Origin of the sequence: Nonomuraea sp. B19D2, assembly GCF_040137845.1 — a bacterium.
Classification (GTDB): Bacteria; Actinomycetota; Actinomycetes; order Streptosporangiales; family Streptosporangiaceae; genus Nonomuraea.
In genome coordinates, this window is sequence record NZ_JBEFAK010000014.1 from 214,626 (window position 1) to 231,169 (window position 16,544).

General features: G+C 70.9%; 20 protein-coding genes. 9 read left to right on the forward strand and 11 right to left on the reverse strand.

What is annotated here, in order from left to right; all coding sequences use genetic code 11:
- Positions 1 to 117 precede the first annotated feature (117 nt).
- Positions 118 to 543 carry an OsmC family protein gene (locus tag ABN273_RS26140; RefSeq protein WP_349451638.1) on the reverse strand — a complete coding sequence of 142 codons (426 nt, stop codon included), beginning with the start codon at positions 541 to 543 and terminating at the stop codon, positions 118 to 120.
- Between the two features lie 152 nt (positions 544 to 695).
- Between ABN273_RS26140 and ABN273_RS26145 the strand changes: the two genes are divergently transcribed.
- The 4 genes from ABN273_RS26145 to ABN273_RS26160 all read left to right on the forward strand — a co-directional run bounded on the left by ABN273_RS26145 (position 696) and on the right by ABN273_RS26160 (position 4,455).
- A complete protein-coding gene (locus ABN273_RS26145; protein ID WP_349451639.1) occupies positions 696 to 1,253 on the forward strand; it encodes a sigma-70 family RNA polymerase sigma factor in 558 nt (185 codons plus the stop codon).
- Complete coding sequence (locus ABN273_RS26150) at positions 1,253 to 2,143, forward strand: maleylpyruvate isomerase family mycothiol-dependent enzyme (protein WP_349451640.1); 891 nt, start codon at positions 1,253 to 1,255, stop codon at positions 2,141 to 2,143. Before ABN273_RS26145 ends, ABN273_RS26150 begins: the two co-directional genes overlap by 1 nt.
- Before the next feature lie 74 nt (positions 2,144 to 2,217).
- Entirely contained in the window at positions 2,218 to 3,420 is a 1,203-nt protein-coding gene (locus ABN273_RS26155; protein WP_349451641.1) for a serine hydrolase domain-containing protein, read from the forward strand.
- A gap of 459 nt (positions 3,421 to 3,879) precedes the next feature.
- The gene (locus ABN273_RS26160; RefSeq protein WP_349451642.1) at positions 3,880 to 4,455 is read left to right on the forward strand and encodes an HD domain-containing protein; all 576 of its coding nucleotides are present in this window, start codon (positions 3,880 to 3,882) and stop codon (positions 4,453 to 4,455) included.
- Positions 4,456 to 4,649: 194 nt separating this feature from the next.
- On the opposite strand, the gene ABN273_RS26165 is transcribed toward ABN273_RS26160, so the two are convergent.
- Entirely contained in the window at positions 4,650 to 5,987 is a 1,338-nt protein-coding gene (locus ABN273_RS26165) for an ankyrin repeat domain-containing protein (protein WP_349451643.1), read from the reverse strand.
- 168 nt (positions 5,988 to 6,155) lie between these two features.
- Between ABN273_RS26165 and ABN273_RS26170 the strand changes: the two genes are divergently transcribed.
- Complete coding sequence (locus ABN273_RS26170) at positions 6,156 to 6,887, forward strand: DUF1707 SHOCT-like domain-containing protein (RefSeq protein WP_349451644.1); 732 nt, start codon at positions 6,156 to 6,158, stop codon at positions 6,885 to 6,887.
- A gap of 6 nt (positions 6,888 to 6,893) precedes the next feature.
- Here the strand turns inward: ABN273_RS26170 and ABN273_RS26175 are convergent, their stop codons facing one another.
- The 5 genes from ABN273_RS26175 to ABN273_RS59630 form a co-directional block, all read right to left on the reverse strand.
- The gene (locus ABN273_RS26175; RefSeq protein ID WP_502911134.1) at positions 6,894 to 7,682 is read right to left on the reverse strand and encodes a sirohydrochlorin chelatase; all 789 of its coding nucleotides are present in this window, start codon (positions 7,680 to 7,682) and stop codon (positions 6,894 to 6,896) included.
- The gene (locus ABN273_RS26180) at positions 7,664 to 8,392 is read right to left on the reverse strand and encodes a phosphoadenylyl-sulfate reductase (protein ID WP_349451646.1); all 729 of its coding nucleotides are present in this window, start codon (positions 8,390 to 8,392) and stop codon (positions 7,664 to 7,666) included. Before ABN273_RS26180 ends, ABN273_RS26175 begins: the two co-directional genes overlap by 19 nt.
- A complete protein-coding gene (locus tag ABN273_RS26185) occupies positions 8,389 to 8,532 on the reverse strand; it encodes an Insertion element protein (protein WP_185077756.1) in 144 nt (47 codons plus the stop codon). Before ABN273_RS26185 ends, ABN273_RS26180 begins: the two co-directional genes overlap by 4 nt.
- Positions 8,529 to 10,217 carry a nitrite/sulfite reductase gene (locus ABN273_RS26190; RefSeq protein WP_349451647.1) on the reverse strand — a complete coding sequence of 563 codons (1,689 nt, stop codon included), beginning with the start codon at positions 10,215 to 10,217 and terminating at the stop codon, positions 8,529 to 8,531. The genes ABN273_RS26185 and ABN273_RS26190 overlap by 4 nt, the downstream gene beginning before the upstream one ends.
- Before the next feature lie 111 nt (positions 10,218 to 10,328).
- Positions 10,329 to 10,415, reverse strand: coding sequence for a putative leader peptide (locus ABN273_RS59630; RefSeq protein WP_357600959.1), 87 nt, complete (start codon positions 10,413 to 10,415; stop codon positions 10,329 to 10,331).
- A gap of 112 nt (positions 10,416 to 10,527) precedes the next feature.
- Here ABN273_RS59630 and ABN273_RS26195 point away from each other — a divergent pair, with 112 nt between their 5' ends.
- Positions 10,528 to 11,169 carry a maleylpyruvate isomerase N-terminal domain-containing protein gene (locus ABN273_RS26195; RefSeq protein ID WP_349451648.1) on the forward strand — a complete coding sequence of 214 codons (642 nt, stop codon included), beginning with the start codon at positions 10,528 to 10,530 and terminating at the stop codon, positions 11,167 to 11,169.
- A 20-nt stretch (positions 11,170 to 11,189) separates the two neighbouring features.
- Here the strand turns inward: ABN273_RS26195 and ABN273_RS26200 are convergent, their stop codons facing one another.
- Positions 11,190 to 11,423: a DUF397 domain-containing protein gene (locus ABN273_RS26200; protein ID WP_349451649.1), complete on the reverse strand. Its 234-nt coding sequence runs from the start codon at positions 11,421 to 11,423 to the stop codon at positions 11,190 to 11,192.
- Between the two features lie 136 nt (positions 11,424 to 11,559).
- Positions 11,560 to 12,441, reverse strand: coding sequence for a Sco1979 family transcriptional regulator (locus ABN273_RS26205; protein ID WP_349451650.1), 882 nt, complete (start codon positions 12,439 to 12,441; stop codon positions 11,560 to 11,562).
- A gap of 201 nt (positions 12,442 to 12,642) precedes the next feature.
- Between ABN273_RS26205 and ABN273_RS26210 the strand changes: the two genes are divergently transcribed.
- On the forward strand, positions 12,643 to 13,044 hold the full coding sequence (locus tag ABN273_RS26210; protein WP_349451651.1) for an ATP-binding protein: 402 nt from the start codon (positions 12,643 to 12,645) through the stop codon (positions 13,042 to 13,044).
- A gap of 11 nt (positions 13,045 to 13,055) precedes the next feature.
- Here the strand turns inward: ABN273_RS26210 and ABN273_RS26215 are convergent, their stop codons facing one another.
- A complete protein-coding gene (locus ABN273_RS26215) occupies positions 13,056 to 13,688 on the reverse strand; it encodes a phosphoribosyltransferase (protein ID WP_349451652.1) in 633 nt (210 codons plus the stop codon).
- Between the two features lie 156 nt (positions 13,689 to 13,844).
- Complete coding sequence (rsgA, locus tag ABN273_RS26220; protein WP_349451653.1) at positions 13,845 to 14,942, reverse strand: ribosome small subunit-dependent GTPase A; 1,098 nt, start codon at positions 14,940 to 14,942, stop codon at positions 13,845 to 13,847.
- Positions 14,943 to 14,957: 15 nt separating this feature from the next.
- Here rsgA and ABN273_RS26225 point away from each other — a divergent pair, with 15 nt between their 5' ends.
- On the forward strand, positions 14,958 to 15,791 hold the full coding sequence (locus ABN273_RS26225) for a sigma-70 family RNA polymerase sigma factor (protein WP_349451654.1): 834 nt from the start codon (positions 14,958 to 14,960) through the stop codon (positions 15,789 to 15,791).
- Positions 15,788 to 16,498, forward strand: a complete 711-nt coding sequence (locus ABN273_RS26230) for an anti-sigma factor family protein (RefSeq protein ID WP_349451656.1) — start codon at positions 15,788 to 15,790, stop codon at positions 16,496 to 16,498. Before ABN273_RS26225 ends, ABN273_RS26230 begins: the two co-directional genes overlap by 4 nt.
- Positions 16,499 to 16,544 lie beyond the last annotated feature (46 nt).

Genomic DNA, 16,544 nt, shown 5'->3' on the forward strand with positions numbered 1-16,544 from the left:
TCTTGGTCTCTCAATAACCCGATCGCCCTTCGTGTAGGGGCTTTCCGGCTCTGGGCACTGGGCACCCCAACGCGTGGCAAAGGGGCGCCCCCGGGCGTGTCGGCAAGCGTGGAACCGTCAGAGCAGCTCGGCCTTGAGCGTGATCGTGGTGCCCGTCAGGGCCTTGCTGACCGGGCAGTTGGCCTTGGCCGTCTCGGCCGCCTCCTGGAACTGCTCGGCCGAGATGCCCGGCACGTGGCCCTTCACCGTGAGCACGATGCCCGTGATGCCCTGACCAGGCTGGAACGTCACGTCGGCGCTGGTCTGCAGCGACTCCGGCGGAGTGCCGGCGCCGGCCAGCCCGTGCGAGAGCGCCATGGAGAAGCAGGACGAGTGGGCGGCCGCGATGAGCTCCTCGGGGGACGTCTTGCCGCCCGCCGCCTCGGCCCTGGACGGCCAGGAGACCTCGAACGTGCCCACGCCCGAGGTGTCGAGCGAGACGGTGCCCGAGCCGTCGAGCAGAGCGCCCTTCCACTGCGTGGTGGCGGTGCGGGTGGTGGCCATGACGTTTGCTCCCTCCGTGGTGGTCCTCCGACCTTATCGCGAGCAGGCAGAGCGCGGTTCGCCGGTCATCCGGCTCTACTTTTCCGGCGAATAATGACATGCTCGGGTCGCGGCGCACCCGCCCGCCTTGGTCCGGATTACACGGGAGTGTGGTGCCAGTGGAGGCACCGTACGACGACCGCCTGCTGCACCAGCGGGTGGTCGGCGGCGACGAGTCCGCGCTGGGTGAGGTCTACGATCGGCTCTCCCCGCTGATCTTCGGTCTCGCTCTGCGGGTCACCAGGGACCGGGTGATCGCCGAGGACATCACTCAGGAGGTCTTTCTGATCTTCTGGGAGCGGCCGCTGGCCTACGACCCCGAGCGCGGCACCTTACGCGCGTGGCTGGCCACGATCGCGCACCGGCGCGCGGTCGACCACGTGCGCGCCGAGGAGCGCCGGCGGGTGTCGGCGCTGGGGCCGCGGCTGTTCGAGCGCGAACCTGCGAGACTTGAGGACACCGTGCTCGCCGCCGACGAGGCCGCGCGGGTGCGGCAGGCGGTGACGTCGCTGCCCGACGGTCTTCGGGAGGCGGTGGAGCTGGCCTACTTCGGCGGCAGGACCTACCGGCAGGTGGGAGAGGAGCTGGGCGTGCCCGAGGGCACGGCCAAATCGCGCATCCGGCTGGCGCTGAGACGCCTGGCGGACGCGCTTGCGGAGGAAGAGGTGTAATGGACCCCGTCGAGCGCCTCTACCTGGACGCGATGATGGAGGACCCCGGGGTGCCGGCCCGCTCGCTGCGGCCCCAGCTCCTGGCCGGGGCACGGGCCCGGCGCAGGCCCGCGGCCCCCACCGCGCCCTGGGCGGAGCCGTACGCGGGCCGGGTGGCCGCCATGGACGCGCTGCTCGCCTCGGCCGAGGACGACGACTGGTCGCGCGTGATCGTCGAGGGCTGGACCCTCCAGGAGCTCGTCGCCCACCTGGCCGCCAAGGACGGCCTGCTGGCCGCCTCCGTTGGGGCTCCCGTGCTGGGCCCGCCCATCGGCGCGGCGGACTCGCTTGGACGTACGAACGACGTGCAGGCCTACGAGCGCACCCGCAGCCCCGAGCAGACGAGAAGGGACTGGCGAGCCCAGGCGGACGCCCTCTGCCGCCACCTGACGGATCTGCCGCCCACGACCTCCGCGACGCTGGACGGCATGGAGGTGCCGGTGCGGGACCACATCCTGGCCAGGTGCCTGGAGACCTGGATCCACACCGCCGACGCCGCCCAGACCGCCCGGATCCGCCTGCCCGACCCGGTCGCCGACCACATCCGCCCGACCGCCGACCTGTGCGCCCGCCTGCTGCCCTGGACGATGCTCCTGTCGGGCCTCGACGGCTCCGGCCGCACCCTCCACCTCACCCTGACCGGCGAGGGCGGGGGAGAGTGGCAGATCCCGCTGGGGGTGGAGGACGCCGGGCCCGGCACGCCGGACGCGCACATAACGGCGGACGTGGTCAAGTTCTGCTTCCTGCTGGGCGGCAGGGGAGACCCGGCCGGGTTCCCCGCCGAGCTGGCCGGCGACCTCGCGCTGGCCAGGGACGTCCTCACCACCGCACCGGCACTTTCCGGCCCCTGACACCGATGAGTTCCGGGGCGCCCGCAGGTCTGTCCTGGTGAGAACACGAGCCGGATCGACACAAGGGAGTCACGATGAGCGGTGGGCTGTCCCAGGCCGGACTCGGGCGGATGCGGGAGGTGCTCGACGGCGCCGTCGCGCGCGGTGACGTCCCGGGGCTGGTGGCGCTCGTGCATCGGCGCGGGGAGACGTACGTGAGCCAGCACGGCACGACGGAGGTCGGCGGGGAGGCTGCCATGCGGCGGGACACCGTCTTCCGCATCGCGTCGATGGGGAAGGCGATCACCGCCGTGGCCGCGATGATCCTCGTCGAGGAGTGCCGGCTGCGGCTGGACGACCCGGTGGACGACCTGGTCCCCGAGCTGGCCGGGCGGCGCGTGCTGCGGCGGATCGACGGGCCGATCGACGACACCGTGCCCGCCGAGCGCTCGATCACCACGCGCGACCTGCTGACCTTCCGCCTCGGTCTGGGGGCGATCATGGCGGCTCCCGGCAGCTACCCGATCCAGCAGGCGATCGAGGAGGCCGGGCTCGGGGTCGGGCCGGACGGGCCGTCGTTCGGTACCGATGAGTGGATCAAGCGGCTCGGCACGCTGCCGCTCGTCCACCAGCCGGGAGCCGCGTGGATGTACCACACCTCGGCGGACGTGCTCGGCGTGCTGATCGCGCGTGCCGCGGGGCGGCCGTTCGACGAGTTCCTGCGCGAGCGGGTCTTCGAGCCGCTCGGGATGCGGGACACCGGCTTCCATCTGCCGGCGGCGAAGCTCGGCCGGATGGCGGAGTCGTACGCCGCCGACCCCGCGACGGGGAAGCTGGTGCGCCGGGAGAGCCCTCGGGACGGGGCCTGGGACCGTCCACCGGCCTTCCCGTCCGGCGGTGGCGGGCCGAGCCTGCTCTCGACCGCCGACGACTACCTGGCCTTCTGCCGCATGCTGCTCGCCAAGGGCCGGTACGACGGCGGCCGGCTCCTGTCGCGGGCGTCGGTCGAGCTCATGACCACCGACCACCTCACGCCGGAGCAGAAGGCGGGCAACGAGATCTTCTTCGGCTGGGGCGGCGGCTGGGGGTTCGGGTTCGGGATCAACGGCTGCCGGGAGGACCTGGCCGCCAAGCCGGGGCGGTTCGGCTGGAGCGGCGGCCTGGGCACCACGATGTCCGTCGATCCTGCCGAGGACATGGTGGGCATCCTGCTCACCCAGCGGGCCCTCGATTCGCCGCGGCCGCCGAGCGTGTTCCAGGACTTCTGGACGGCTGCGTACGCGGCGCTCGACGATTGAGCGTTCGTGTAATTTGACCGGAAATGCCGGAAGGACGCCGGCAGGACTTGACGCGTTGTTTGGGTTCAAGGAGGTAAGCGAGAATAAGCGCATGGGTAGGCCTGATTGTGTCCGAGCGCCTGCCGGGACAGCGGGCCCCGGATTTCTGGCCGATCTACCGATGGACAGAAACGAATGCGCGTGAATCCTGAAAGTCGGAAACTGCCGGCACCACCACATGGACCAGGACAGCGAAGCCTACCCCGCCGGCCGGGCGGACGCCGGTTACGTCCCGCACGCTAAGTCGGTCCCGCGCCGCCGCCGGGCGGGAACTCTTGAGCACTTTCGACGGCGGTAGCCGGCAAATGCCGTGACCATTTATTTGGTCACGGCATTTGTCGCCGGCCGGTGCCGCGGGCTGGGCCACGAATTTCGCCCGGGCTTCGTCTAGGCTCGGCACATCGAGGAGAGGGGGTCACCGTGGCGGACGAGGTGACGGGGCTGGCGGGGTTGTTGTACGAGTTCGGGCTGCTCAAGCGGTACAAGCGCACCGGGTGGCTGGTCGCGGGCGTGCGCGATCCGGAGAGCATCGCCGACCACTCGTTCCGCGCGGCCGTCATCGCCGGCGTGATCGCCAGGCTCGAGGGCGGCAATCCGGAGCGGGCCGCGTTCATGAGCCTCTTCCACGACACGCAGGAGACCCGCATCACCGACATCCCGTACATCGGCAAGCGCTATCTCAAAGCGGCCTCCAACGAGGACGTCACCGCCGACCAGGTGCGGGGCGTGGCCGCCGAGGTGGCGGACATGGTGGCCGACGCGGTGGGGGAGTACGAGGAGAAGGCCAGCCTCGAAGCCGTCTGCGCCCGGGACGCCGACAAGCTGGAATGCCTCATCCAGGCGGTCGAATACCGGGAGCAGGGACACCAGAACGTCCAGGGGTGGATCGACAGCTCGCTGGCCGCGATCACGACCCCGACCGGCAAGCGCCTCGCCGAGGAGGCCCTGCGCACGGGGACCCTGGAATGGGTGACGCGCGTGCTCAACGGCGACTGAGCCCACCCGCCGCCCCGCCCGGCGGAGCCCTGCGGTGCGCCGCCACGGCCCTGCGGTGTGGCGAGCCCGCCTCTCGGCCTGCGGAGCGCCCAAGGGAGGGCGTCCTGGCGACCGAGTGGCGGGTCGGCGTGAGCCGGGGGCCGTCGGGGGAGTGGCCGTCGGGCGGCGCGATCGGGTGGCCGCAGGTGAGGTGATCAGTCGGTGGGCGATTGGGTGACCAGGTCCCTGGCGTACTCGTCGTCGCTCTCCGCCAGCACCCGCTCCACCCCTTGTGACGCCCGCTCATCCCCGCGGGCAAGCAGCCCGCGGGTGGCCTCGGCCACCGTGCGGAGGTCGGAGTCGGTGAGGCGGGCGGCCAGGGCCTCCCGGATCCCGAGGGTGTCGGCCGACAGCCCGGCGAGCCCGGCGGTGGCCCAGTCGCGGAGCTCCGCGTCCTCGTCCTCCGTCATCCCGATCAGCAGCGCCAGGCCCTCCTCGTGGTCCGGCGGCAGCACGTCGGCCAGCGCGATCGCGTCTGTCATCGTGCGCTTGTGCCCGGGCCGCCCGATGATGTCCAGCACGTACGGCAGCGCCCTGGGGTCGCCCTGGTGGCCGAGCGCGGCCAGCACCGACCGGAGCACCTGCGGATTGCCCTCCGTGGTGACCATCTTCTGCAGCAGCGGCAGAGTCCGCTCGAGGTACGGCTTCTCCCCCTCCGCGAACCCGAACTGGGCGATCGCGTCCACCCCGAACTCCCGCTCCCTGGCGTCCTCGCTCGCGCACAGCCGGGCCAGCGCCTCGTACGTCTCCTCGTCCGCCCGCTTGCCCAGCGTGTCGGCCACGACCCACCAGGTCTCGGCGTCCTCGTCGACGTCGCGGTGCGCCACCGCCCGCGCCACCAGCTGCTCCACCGGCGTGTTCGTGCCCTCGGCGTCCTCCAGCAGGGTCGCGACGGCGGCGTGGCCGCGCTGGGCCTGCACCTGCTCGGTCTCGGAGCCGTCGGCCGAGCGCCCGGCCACGGTGACGAGCTCGGTGCCGTCCTTGGCGTACTGGCGGGCCACGACGTACTCCCAGCCCTCCTGCTGGATCTGGTCGAGCAGCGCGCTCTCCAGGTGCACGCCCACCCAGGAGGTGGCGATGTCGAGCGGGGTGTCGCCGTCGCCGTCGTACTTGGCCGGATCGGCGCCGGCCTCCAGCAGCACCTGGACCACGCCCAGCGCGCCGCGCCTGGCGGCCAGCGTGAGCGGGGTGTCGCCGTCGTCGTTGGCCGCGTCGAGCTCGGCCCCCGCCTCGATCAGCGCCCTGGCGGCGGCGGCGTGGCCGTTGGTGGCGGCCCAGAGCAGCGCCGTCCAGCCGCCGGACTCCCGGCCGTTCACGTCGGCCCCGGCCGTCAGCAGCGTGTCGGCCACCTCGACGCGGTCCCGCGCGGCGGCCGCGCACAGCGGCAGCCCCTCTTCACTCTCACTGTTGGGGTCGGCGCCGCCGGCCAGCAGCTTGGCCACGGTATCCGACTCGCCGTTCAACGCCGCACGGTAGAGCTGTTCCTCATGCATGACAGGGACCCTAACCTGGTCCGGCCGCGCCCCGGACCATGTCAGGGCCCCGTGTCATCGCTTGGTACGCGCCAAAGCCCCGTCCGGGTTCAAACACCTCCAAGGGATGACAGGTTTTCCTCCCGGGGGAGGAGCTGCAATCCCGGGCAAACGCGATATGTTGCGACTATGACTGATCCCGGGGAGCTCCGTGCATCGGACGCCGAGCGCGAGGCCGTCGTCGAGCAGCTCCGTGTCGCCTCGGTGGAGGGCAGGCTCACGCTCGCCGAGCTGACCGACCGCACGGAGGCCGCCTATACCGCGACCACGCACGCGGAGCTGGCCCTGCTCACCCAGGACCTGCCGTCCGGAGCCATGCCCGCGCCCGCCCCCGTGCACCGCGAAGGCAGGAAGCGGCGCTGGTTCGTGGGGGTCATGGGCGACACCAAGCGGCGCGGCACCTGGCGGATCGACCAGGAGCTGGGCGCGGTGGCCGTGATGGGCGACGTGCTGCTCGACCTGCGCGAGGCCGAGGTGCGCACCGACACGGTGGACATCACCGCCGTCTCCGTGATGGGCGACGTGAAGATCATCGTGCCCGACGGCGTGAACGTGGACCTCGACGGCATGGCCATCATGGGCAACAAGAAGGTGGACGTCCTGGAGGCGGCCCCCGGCATGAACGTCCCCGTGGTGCGCGTGCACGCGTACGCGGTGATGGGCGACGTCAAGGTGATCGGCGACTCGCAGGCGAAGCCGCTGCGCCGCGGTTTCACGGCCTGGCGCGAACACTGGCAGCGACTGCACGGCGAGGACTGGCGGGCCCTCGGCAGGCAGATGCGGCAAGAGGGCCGCGAACTCGGCAGGCAGATGCGCGACCAGCTCCGCGAGGAGCGTCGCGACCCGAGAAGGGGCTACTGAGGAGGCTCAGCCGGCCAGCGGCACCTGCTGCCGCCGCGTCGACTGCTGGGCCGCCTCGTAACGTTCCAGGAGCACGTCCACGAGCTCCGGAGCCGGGCCCAGGACGTCCGACACCATCGTGGCGCCCGCTTCCAGCGTGCTCCGCCGTACCTTGTCCGCGAAGAAGCCGGGCGCCAGCAGGTACGGCGCGACGGCCACCTTCGGGGCGCCCGCCCGCCTGAGCGCGGCGACCGCCTCGGCGGGGGTGGGGCCGGCGGCCGAGGCATAGGCGGCCGACACCGTCCACCAGCCGGAACGCCGCCACGCGCGCGCCATGTCCGCGATCACCGCGTTGGCCCTGGCGTCGCTCGAACCCGCCGACACGAGCACCACCGCCGTGTCCGGATCCCCCGCGGGCACGCCGGCCTCGGCCAGCCGCCGCTCCAGCGCCGACAGCAGCAGCGGGTGGGGCCCCAGCGTGGCGCCGTAGTGCACGCGCAGCCGCGGCTCGCGGGCCCGGACCTCGTTCAGTGCCGCCGGCAGGTCCACCCGGCTGTGGTAGGCCTCCGTGAGCAGCAGCGGCAGCACGACCGCCTCCCGCAGGCCGCTCAGGGCCTGCGAGAGCGTGGGGGCGCAATGATCGAGGTACGCCACGCGCACGTCCAGAGGCACCTGGTCGAGCAGCGCGGCCACGGTGGCGGCGGCACGCGGATCTCGCGACCCGTGCGCCACCGCCACCAGTGGCACGCGGCCGGGGGCCGTCCCGCCTGCCAACGGGACAGGTCCCCTGCTGGGGATCACAGGTGAATGCCGCATTCGACCTTCCCCAGGCCCGCCCAGCGTCCGCTGCGCGGATCCTCGCCCTCCGCGACCTGCCGCGTGCACGGTGCGCAGCCGATCGAGGGGTAGTTGTCGTAGTGCAACGGGTTGATCAGCACCCCGTTGTCGGCGATGTAGTTGTCGACGTCCTCCTGGGTCCAGGCCGCGATCGGGTTGACCTTGACCATCTGCCGCTTGGCGTCCCACTCGACGACCTTGGAGTCCACGCGGCTGGGCGACTCGTCGCGGCGGATGCCGGAGATCCACGCCAGGTACGGCTCCAGCGCCCGGTTGAGCGGCTCCACCTTGCGCAGGTAGCAGCACAGGTCGGGGTTGCGGCCGAACAGGCGCGGGCCGAGGTCGCGATCCTGCTCCTCGACCGTCCGCGACGGCTTGATGTCGATCACGTTGACGTCATAGACCTGGCGCACCGCGTCACGCGTGCCGATCGTCTCGGCGAAGTGGTAACCGGTGTCGATGAACAGCACGTCCACGCCGGGCTTGACCCTGCTCACCAGGTCGATCAGCAGGGCGTCGCTCATCGAGGAGGTCAGGCACAGCCGGTCGCCGAACGTCGCCGCCGCCCAGCGGATGATCTCGCGGGCGGGGGCGCCCTCGAGGAACGTCGCGGCGGACTCGACGATGTCCTGCAGGTCGAGCGTGCCGCGCTGCTGTTTCAAACCGACCTCGATGTCCACGAGCGTCATATCTTCACTCCGATCCCGAGAAACTTGAGCTTGAAGGCGCGGGCGCAGGCGCGGCAGTACCAGCCGCCGTCCCCCTCGTAGGGTTCGAGGTCCTCGTCGCCGCAGTAGGGGCAGTGGAACGGGACCGCTCGCTCGCTCATTTCAGGTCCGCCTCGTCGGCCCGCTGCACCCAGTCGGCGAACGACTCGCCTTCCTTCTTCTGGGCGTCGTAGTGCTTGACGACGCGCTCCACGTAGTCGGGCAGCGCCTTGGCGGTGGTCTTGAGGCCGCGGACCTTGCGCCCGAAGCCGGCGTTGACGCCCAGGGAGCCGCCCAGGTGGATCTGGAAGCCCTCGACCTGGTCGCCGTTCTCGTCCACCACGAGCTGGCCCTTCAGGCCGATGTCGGCGACCTGGATGCGGGCGCAGGAGTTGGGGCAGCCGTTGACGTTGATCGTCAGCGGCTCGGCGAACGACGGCAACCGGCGCTCCAGCTCGTCGATCAGGTCGGCGGCCGTGGCCTTGGTCTCGACGATGGCCAGCTTGCAGTACTCGATGCCGGTGCAGGCCATCGTCTGGCGGCGGAACGTGGACGGCTTGACCTGAAGGTCGCTGGCCTCCAGTTCGGCCACGATCGAGTCGACCTGGTCGGGCGCGACGTCGAGGATGACCATCTTCTGCTCGACCGTCGTGCGGACCCGGCCGGAGCCGTGCCGCTCGGCGATGTCGGCGATCAGGTGCAGCTTGTCCCCGTCGAGCCGGCCCACCTTGGGCGCGAAGCCGACGTAGAAGTTGCCGTCCTTCTGCGGGAAGACGCCGACGTGGTCGCGGCGGCTGCCGCGCGGCTGCTCGGGGGCGGGCCCGTCGGGCAGCTGCTCCTTGAGGTACTCGGTCTCCAGGATCTCCCGGAACTTCTCCGTTCCCCAGTCGTTGACGAGGAACTTGATGCGGGCCCGGTGGCGCAGCCGCCGGTAGCCGTAGTCACGGAAGATCCCGACGACGCCCTCGTAGACGTCGGCCACCTGGTCCGGCCGGACGAACACGCCGAGGCGCTTGCCCAGCATCGGGTTGGTCGACAGACCGCCGCCGACCCACAGGTCGTAGCCGGCCTCGCCCTGCTCGTTCAGCACGCCGACGAACGCCACGTCGTTGATCTCGTGCACCGTGCAGTGGGCCGGGCAGCCGCTCACCGCCGACTTGAACTTACGGGGCAGGTTGGAGTACGCCGGGTTGCCCACGACCCGCTCCTGCACCTCGCTGATCTGTTCGGTCGCGTCGAGCACCTCGTCGGCGTCGATCCCGGCCAGCGGACAGCCCAGGATCACGCGCGGGGTGTCGCCACACGCCTCAGTGGTGGACAGGCCCACGGCCTCCAGGCGCTCCCAGATGTCCGGCACCGACTCGATCTCGATCCAGTGCAGCTGGATGTTCTGGCGGTCGGTCAGGTCGGCGGTGCCGCGGCCGTACTCGTTGGAGATGTCCGCGATCGTGCGCAGCTGGGCGAGGTCGAGCTGGCCGCCGTCGATGCGCACACGCAGCATGAAGTAGCGGTCGTCGAGCTCCTCCGGCTCCAGGATGGCGGTCTTGCCGCCGTCGATCCCGGGCTTGCGCTGGGTGTAGAGGCCGTACCAGCGCATGCGGCCACGCAGGTCGGCCGGGTCGATCGAGTCGAAGCCCCGCTTGGAGTAGATGTCGATGATGCGCTGGCGGACGTTGAGGCCGTCGTCGTTCTTCTTGTTCTCTTCGTTCTTGTTGAGCGGCTCACGGTAACCGAGAGCCCACTGGCCTTCGCCGCGCGGGCGCTTGTGGTGCCTGCTGGCAGGTGTGCGGCTGGCAGGGGTGCTCATTGCGCGTCCTTCGGTTCATGGGCGCGCGCAGAGTTCCTCCTGCCTCGTCGTCGAGGGCAGGGGTGGAGAGGAGAAGTGCGACGCGCTCAGCGGTAGAAAAAAAGGAGGGGGTTACATGCGGGCGTCGCAACAGATGGCACTGCGGACACGCTGGAGGTCGACGTGGCGTCGACCGACGAGCATGGGGTCCGCTGGCATACCTAAGAAGATACTCGGGCCGTCCCGTATGTCCAAGACGGGGTCCAGAGTGTGGGACTGTCCAGTGTTTCATGGCCTTTCATGGCGTGCGCGCGCCGGTAGAGTGCCGGGCATGCCAGAAGCCGCGCCGTCGCCCGTGACCGCCGAAGACCTCGACGAGGCCGTACGGCTGGCCGTCGCCACCCTGCGGGAGGCGCCCGAGAGCGCCTGGGACGGCAAGGCCGGATCGCTGGAGTGGACGTGCTGGGAGACGGTCGAGCACCTGGCGGACGACCTGTTCGCCTACGCCGCCCAGCTCGGGATCAGGACGCCGCCGGTGGACACCTACGTCCCGTTCGTCCTGGAGGCCCGCAGGCCGGAGGGCCCCGCGAACACCATCCACGCCGACCGCGAGGCCGGGCCGGCCGGGCTGCTGCAGGTGCTGGAGGCGTGCGGCGCGCTGCTGGTCGCGATGGTACGCACCGCGCCGCCGCAGATCCGCGCGCACCACGGCTTCGGCGCGGCCGACCGCGAGGGCTCGGCCGCGATGGGCATCGTGGAGACGCTCGTGCACACCCACGACCTGGCAGAGGGCCTCGGTCTCGCCTGGGCTCCACCGGCGGGCATGTGCGCGCGGGTGCTGGCCCGGCTGTTCCCCGACGCCCCGCGCGACACGGATCCGTGGACGACCCTGCTGTGGGCCACCGGGCGCGCCGAGCTTCCCGGCCGCCCGCGCCTCACCGAATGGCGCTGGTACAGCGCGCCGCGGCCGTAGGGGTCACGGCCGCGCGCGCCTCAGGCAATGAGGTCGTCGAACTCGCCGTCCTTGGCTCCGAGGACGAACGCGGTGATCTCCGCCTGCGTATAGACCAGCGCGGGACCTTCGGGAAAACGTGAGTTACGCATGGCTATCTCCCCCGTGGGCAAGTTCGCGACTTCGACGCAGTTGCCGTTGGGGTTGCTCCGCTTGCTCTTGCGCCAGACGACAGGAAGGCGGCCGGCGGGCGTTCCGTTCCGGAACTCATGCATGGGGGGCAGCTCCTCGCGATCTTACGGATGCACGTGCATCCGCGTTTGCGAGGAGACAATACGGTAACGCGTGGATCTCCATATAGCGGACGACCAAAAAACCCTGTATTGGGTGGCTCGCAAGGATGTCGGCAGCTCATCGGGAAAGCAGGTGTTCCAGGAAGCGCCTGGTCTCCTTCGGCTCCTCGGCCTGGAGGCTGAGCCGGTCCATGACCTCCATGTAGTGGTCGGAGTCGGCGGGTTTGTCCAGGTAGAGGGCGCTGGTGAGCTGCTCCATGTAGACGACGTCGGGCAGCTCGGGCTCGGGGAAGCGCAGGATGCTGAACGGGCCGCCCGCCGCGGCGTGGCCGCCGCGGTCGAACGGCATGATCTGGATGGTGACGTTGCGCTCCGCCGTGAGGTGGAGGAGATGGGCGATCTGCTCGCGCATGATCTCGGGGCTGCCGAGTGTGCGGCGCACGACGGCCTCGTCGATCACGGCCCAGACCATGAGCCCGTTCTCCAGCCGCTTCTGCCTCGTGGTGCGCACCGCCACGCGCCGGTCGAGCTCCGCCCTCGGGGCCTTCTCGTGGGCCAGCTCGATCACGGCCCTGGCATAGGCGGGGGTCTGGAGGAGGCCGGGCACGAACTGGTTCTCGTACGTCCGCATGCCGGAGGCCGCGCCCTCGAGGCCGATGTAGACCTCGAACCAGGACGGCAGCACGTCGCTGTACTTGTGCCACCAGCCCGGGGCGTTGGCCTGCTTGGCCAGGGCGAGCAGCGGCTCGCGCTCGGCGGGGTCGGTGACGCCGTACAGGGTCAGCAGGTCGGCCACGTCCCGCTGCTTGAAGCTGACCTGGCCGAGCTCCAGCCGGCTGATCTTCGCGTGAGATGCGCGAATCGAGTATCCGGCGTCCTCGCGCGAGATACCCTTCTCCGTGCGGAGCCTGCGCAGCTGGGTTCCGAGCAGGATCCGCAGCACCGTCGGGCTTCCCGGCGCATGGCTGAGAAGTTTCCCCTCCGCGCGCTCTGCGCTCACTGCACCGCTCCTAGATCATCTGCACGTGCAGATGCGATCGGCATCCGTAAACGACGAAAAGTCTTGCATCGGTAAGCACTCCCCGTAAAGATGGGCATTGGATCACCAGACCGCGCTTCGGGGGCCAGAATGACGACTTTCGACGCTCGGCCGCAAGCCGCCATCGGTTCCCGGCCACCAGGATGGCTCTCGTCCATCCTGGTGGAGGGACGCGCTTGGGAGTGCGACGCGGTGTTCCCCTTCCATCAGCGCGTCGCGCTGGAGCCGGCGTGCGTGGCGACGGCCCGGCGGTTCGTCGACCAGACATTGGCCGCCTGGGACGTGCTGGGGCTGGCCTATGACGCTCAGCTCGTGGTGTCGGAGCTGGTGACGAACGCGATGCGGCACGGCGGCGGGGCGGCGCAGCTGCGGCTCCTGTCGCATGAGGCCGAGCTGGCGTGCGTGGTGACCGACCACAGCTGTACGGTGCCGGTGGCCGCGGCGCCCGACGTGTTCTCGGAGTTCGGGCGGGGGCTGCGGCTGGTGGACGCCCTCTGCACCGCCTGGGGCTGGCTGTCTCCTGGCGGCGCCCGCAAGCTGGTCTGGGCCGTACTCGCCGGCTGACGCCGTCCCCCTCAGCGCCCCGCCTTGCTCAACAGCTCCAGTACGTCGGCGTCGCTGAGCTGGTCGAAGCGCTCGTACCACTGGCCGACCGCCCGGAAGTCGACCGGCGTGCGCAGCACGACCACCTCGTCGGCCTCCTGCCGCAGTGAGGTGACCGTCTCGCCGGCGCCCACCGGCACGGCCAGCGTCACCTTGGCCGGCTTGGCCGCGCGGACCGCCCTGAGCGCGGCCCGTGCGGTGCCGCCGGTGGCCAGACCGTCATCGACCACGATCACCTCCCGTCCTTCGAGCGGGGGCAGCGGGCGGTCGCCACGGTAGGCGCGTACCCTGCGGGCCAGCTCGGCCCGCTCCCTCTCGACCACGTCGGCGACGGACTCGGGCGTCATGCCCAGGCGGCGCAGCAACGTGTGGTCGAACACCGGCTCACCGCCCTCGGCTATCGCCCCCACGCCCAGCTCCGGGGTGGGCGGATAGCCGATCTTCCTGGTCACGAGGACCTCGAGGGGCACGTCGAGCCTGCGCGCGATGGGCTCGGCCACCGCCACGCCGCCGCGGGGCAGGGCGAGCACGACGGGGTCGTGCGCGTCCTTCAGCCGCTCGGCGAGCAACCCCCCTGCCTCGGCCCGGTCTCGAAAGAGCTCCATGACCTGTGCCTACCCGCTCACACGCGCTACTCGCCTCTTCCCCTGCGCCGGTCCCTGGCCGGTCCGTGAGCCCGGATCCGTGGCCGTCCCGGTGACGGCCACGGATCCGGTCAGCCTGGCCGCCATCGGGCGCACGGCGTCCTCACGCGTGAGGCGTCAGGGGCGGGGGCGGCCTGTGCGGCGCATCTCCTTGGTGATGAGCTTCCACCGGTTCTCCTGCTCCTTGCGCAGCCGCGCATCGGTGCGTGAGGCCATCCAGGCCGCCTCCCGCTGCAGCTTGCGCCAGCTCTCCAGCCGCCGCTCCGGCAGTTCCCCGCTCTCCAGGGCGGCCAGCACCGCGCACCCGGGCTCGCTGGAATGCCCGCAGTCGCCGAAGCGACACTGCGCCGCCAGTGCGTCGATGTCGGAGAAGACCCGGTCAACCCCTTCGGCCATGTCGTAGAGGCCGATGCGCCGGATCCCGGGCGTGTCGATGACCAGCCCGCCGCCGGCCAGCGGGATGAGCTCCCGGTGCACGGTGGTGTGCCGGCCGCGCCCGTCGGCGGCGCGTACCTGCTGGGTCTCCATGACGCGGTCGCCGGCGAGCGCGTTGACCAGGGTGGACTTGCCGGCGCCGGACGGGCCGAGGATGACGGCCGTACGGGAGCCGTCGAGGTAGTCGGCGACCAGCAGCACCCCGTCCCCATGCAGGGACGAGACCGCGTGCACGTCGACGCCGGGCGCGGCCGTCCGGACGTCGGCGAGGAGCTGGTCGAGGCCGTCTTCGAACAGGTCGGACTTGGTGATGAGCACGACGGGCGTGCCGCCGGACTCCCAGGCCAGCGCGACGAGGCGTTCGATGCGGCCGAGGTCGGCGAAGTCCGTGGAGTGCATGGACGGCTCGGCCACGAAGACGACGTCGACGTTCGCGGCGAGCACCTGGCCCTGGCCGTCGCCCGACAGGCCGCCCACCGAGTCGCGGCTCACGCCGCCCCGGATGAACGCGGTCGTCCGCGGCAGCACCTCGTCGAGCTCGTACCGCCCCTCGGGCAGCCATCGGAGCGCGACCCAGTCGCCGACGCAGGGCAGCGCGACGGGATCGGCGGCCGACGCCCTGCGGACGCGGGCGCCGTACTTGACGTGATGCTGGCCGTCCGCCGCGATCACCTCGGCGGCGCCGCGGTCGACGCGGGCCACGCGGGCGGGGACGGTGTCAGCGGGCAGCTCGGCGGCGCGCAGGTCGGTCCAGCCGAGCAGGGAAAGATCATGAGACAACGGAGTGAAAACCCTTTGATCGAGAAGGAGCCGGGCAGCTCAGCGGAGCCCCCGGAGGTGGAGGAACGGCACGGTGAACAGGACGACCCGCATATTCCTCACCTCCTCGATCGGTTGCAGCAGCGACTCTACGCACCCTGTCCGCAGGGATGCAATCGGATTAAGTATCGCGATCTGTTGAACCGTGCCACGGCGGCCGGCCGTACCACCTGCCGACGGACGCGAGAAAGGGGAATGATGCACACCAGCACGTATCCCCCGCCCTCGGCCGAGGGAGCCGCCCCCATGGGCAAACCGCGCTTTCGACACTGGATCCGCCGCGTGCGGCCGGATGACGGGGTGCCAAATGACGAGGCGGCAGTGTCCGCGCTCTACCGGGAATATCACAGGCCGCTCCTGGCCTTCGTGATCAGGTTGACGGCGGGCGATCGGCAGTGGGCGGAAGACGTGGTGCAGGAGACCATGATCCGGGCCTGGCGCAGTGCGGAGCACCTGGACCACGAGTCGGTCTCGCTGATGCCCTGGCTAGCCACGGTCGCCAGACGTATCGTGATCGATGACCGGCGGCGCCGGGACGCCCGCCCCCAGGAGTCGGGTGACGGGCCGCTGGAGAGCATGCCCGTGCCTGACGAGATGGAGGGACTGCTGCACCAGGTGGTCGTGTCAGAGGCGCTGAAGGCGTTGTCACCGGCACATCGCGAGATCCTGAACGAGACGATCTTGCGGGACCGGTCCGTCAACGACGCCGCCGAGGCGCTCGGCATCCCGGTCGGCACCGTGAAATCCCGGGTCTATTACGCCGTTCGCGCGCTGCGGATCGCACTTGAGGAGAGGGGGGTGACGGCGTGACTTCGAGAGTCGAGCACACGGATGTGGGCGCGTACGCGCTCGGCCTGCTGGAGGAGGACGACAGGCAGGCCTTCGAGGCCCACCTTCTCGGCTGCGCCCCCTGCCGCTCCGAACTGTCCGACTTGTCCGGCATGGCGAGCGTGCTGAGCGGGATCGGCCCGGTGGAGGAGTACGACGTGCCGTCCTCCGAGCCGGTGATCGACCTGCTCCAGCGCAAGAAAGCGGCCGATCGGCGGACGCGCAGGGGGACGTTCGTGATCGGGATGGCGGCGGCGGTCACGCTGGTGGCCGGCGGGCTGACGGTCGGCACGCAGCTCACCGCGGACTCCGCGCCCCTGATCGCGCAGGGCCACGGCGACCATATGGGGCCCGCCGAGCAGTTCTACGCCGACGGCGTCCCCATCGAGGGGAAGGGCGTCGACGGGGTGGGCGGCGGGCTGGTGGTCGAGTCCAAGGCCTGGGGCACGCACGCGGCGCTCAAGCTGGCCGGGGTGAAGGGGCCGCTCGAGTGCGAGCTGGTCTCGGTCGGCAAGTCGGGCGAGCGGCGGGTCATGACCGGGTGGTCCGTACCTCCAGCCGGGTACGGAGTGCCGGGTTCGCCCGATCCGCTCTACATGCACGGCGGCAGCGCGACGCCGCTGAAGGACATCGACCACTTCGAGGTGGTCGCCTCGACAGGTAAGAAGTTGCTCACCATCAACGCCTGACCGCCAGGCGCTCCGAGCCCTCCCGCCGCTGGTGGGAGGGCTTTTT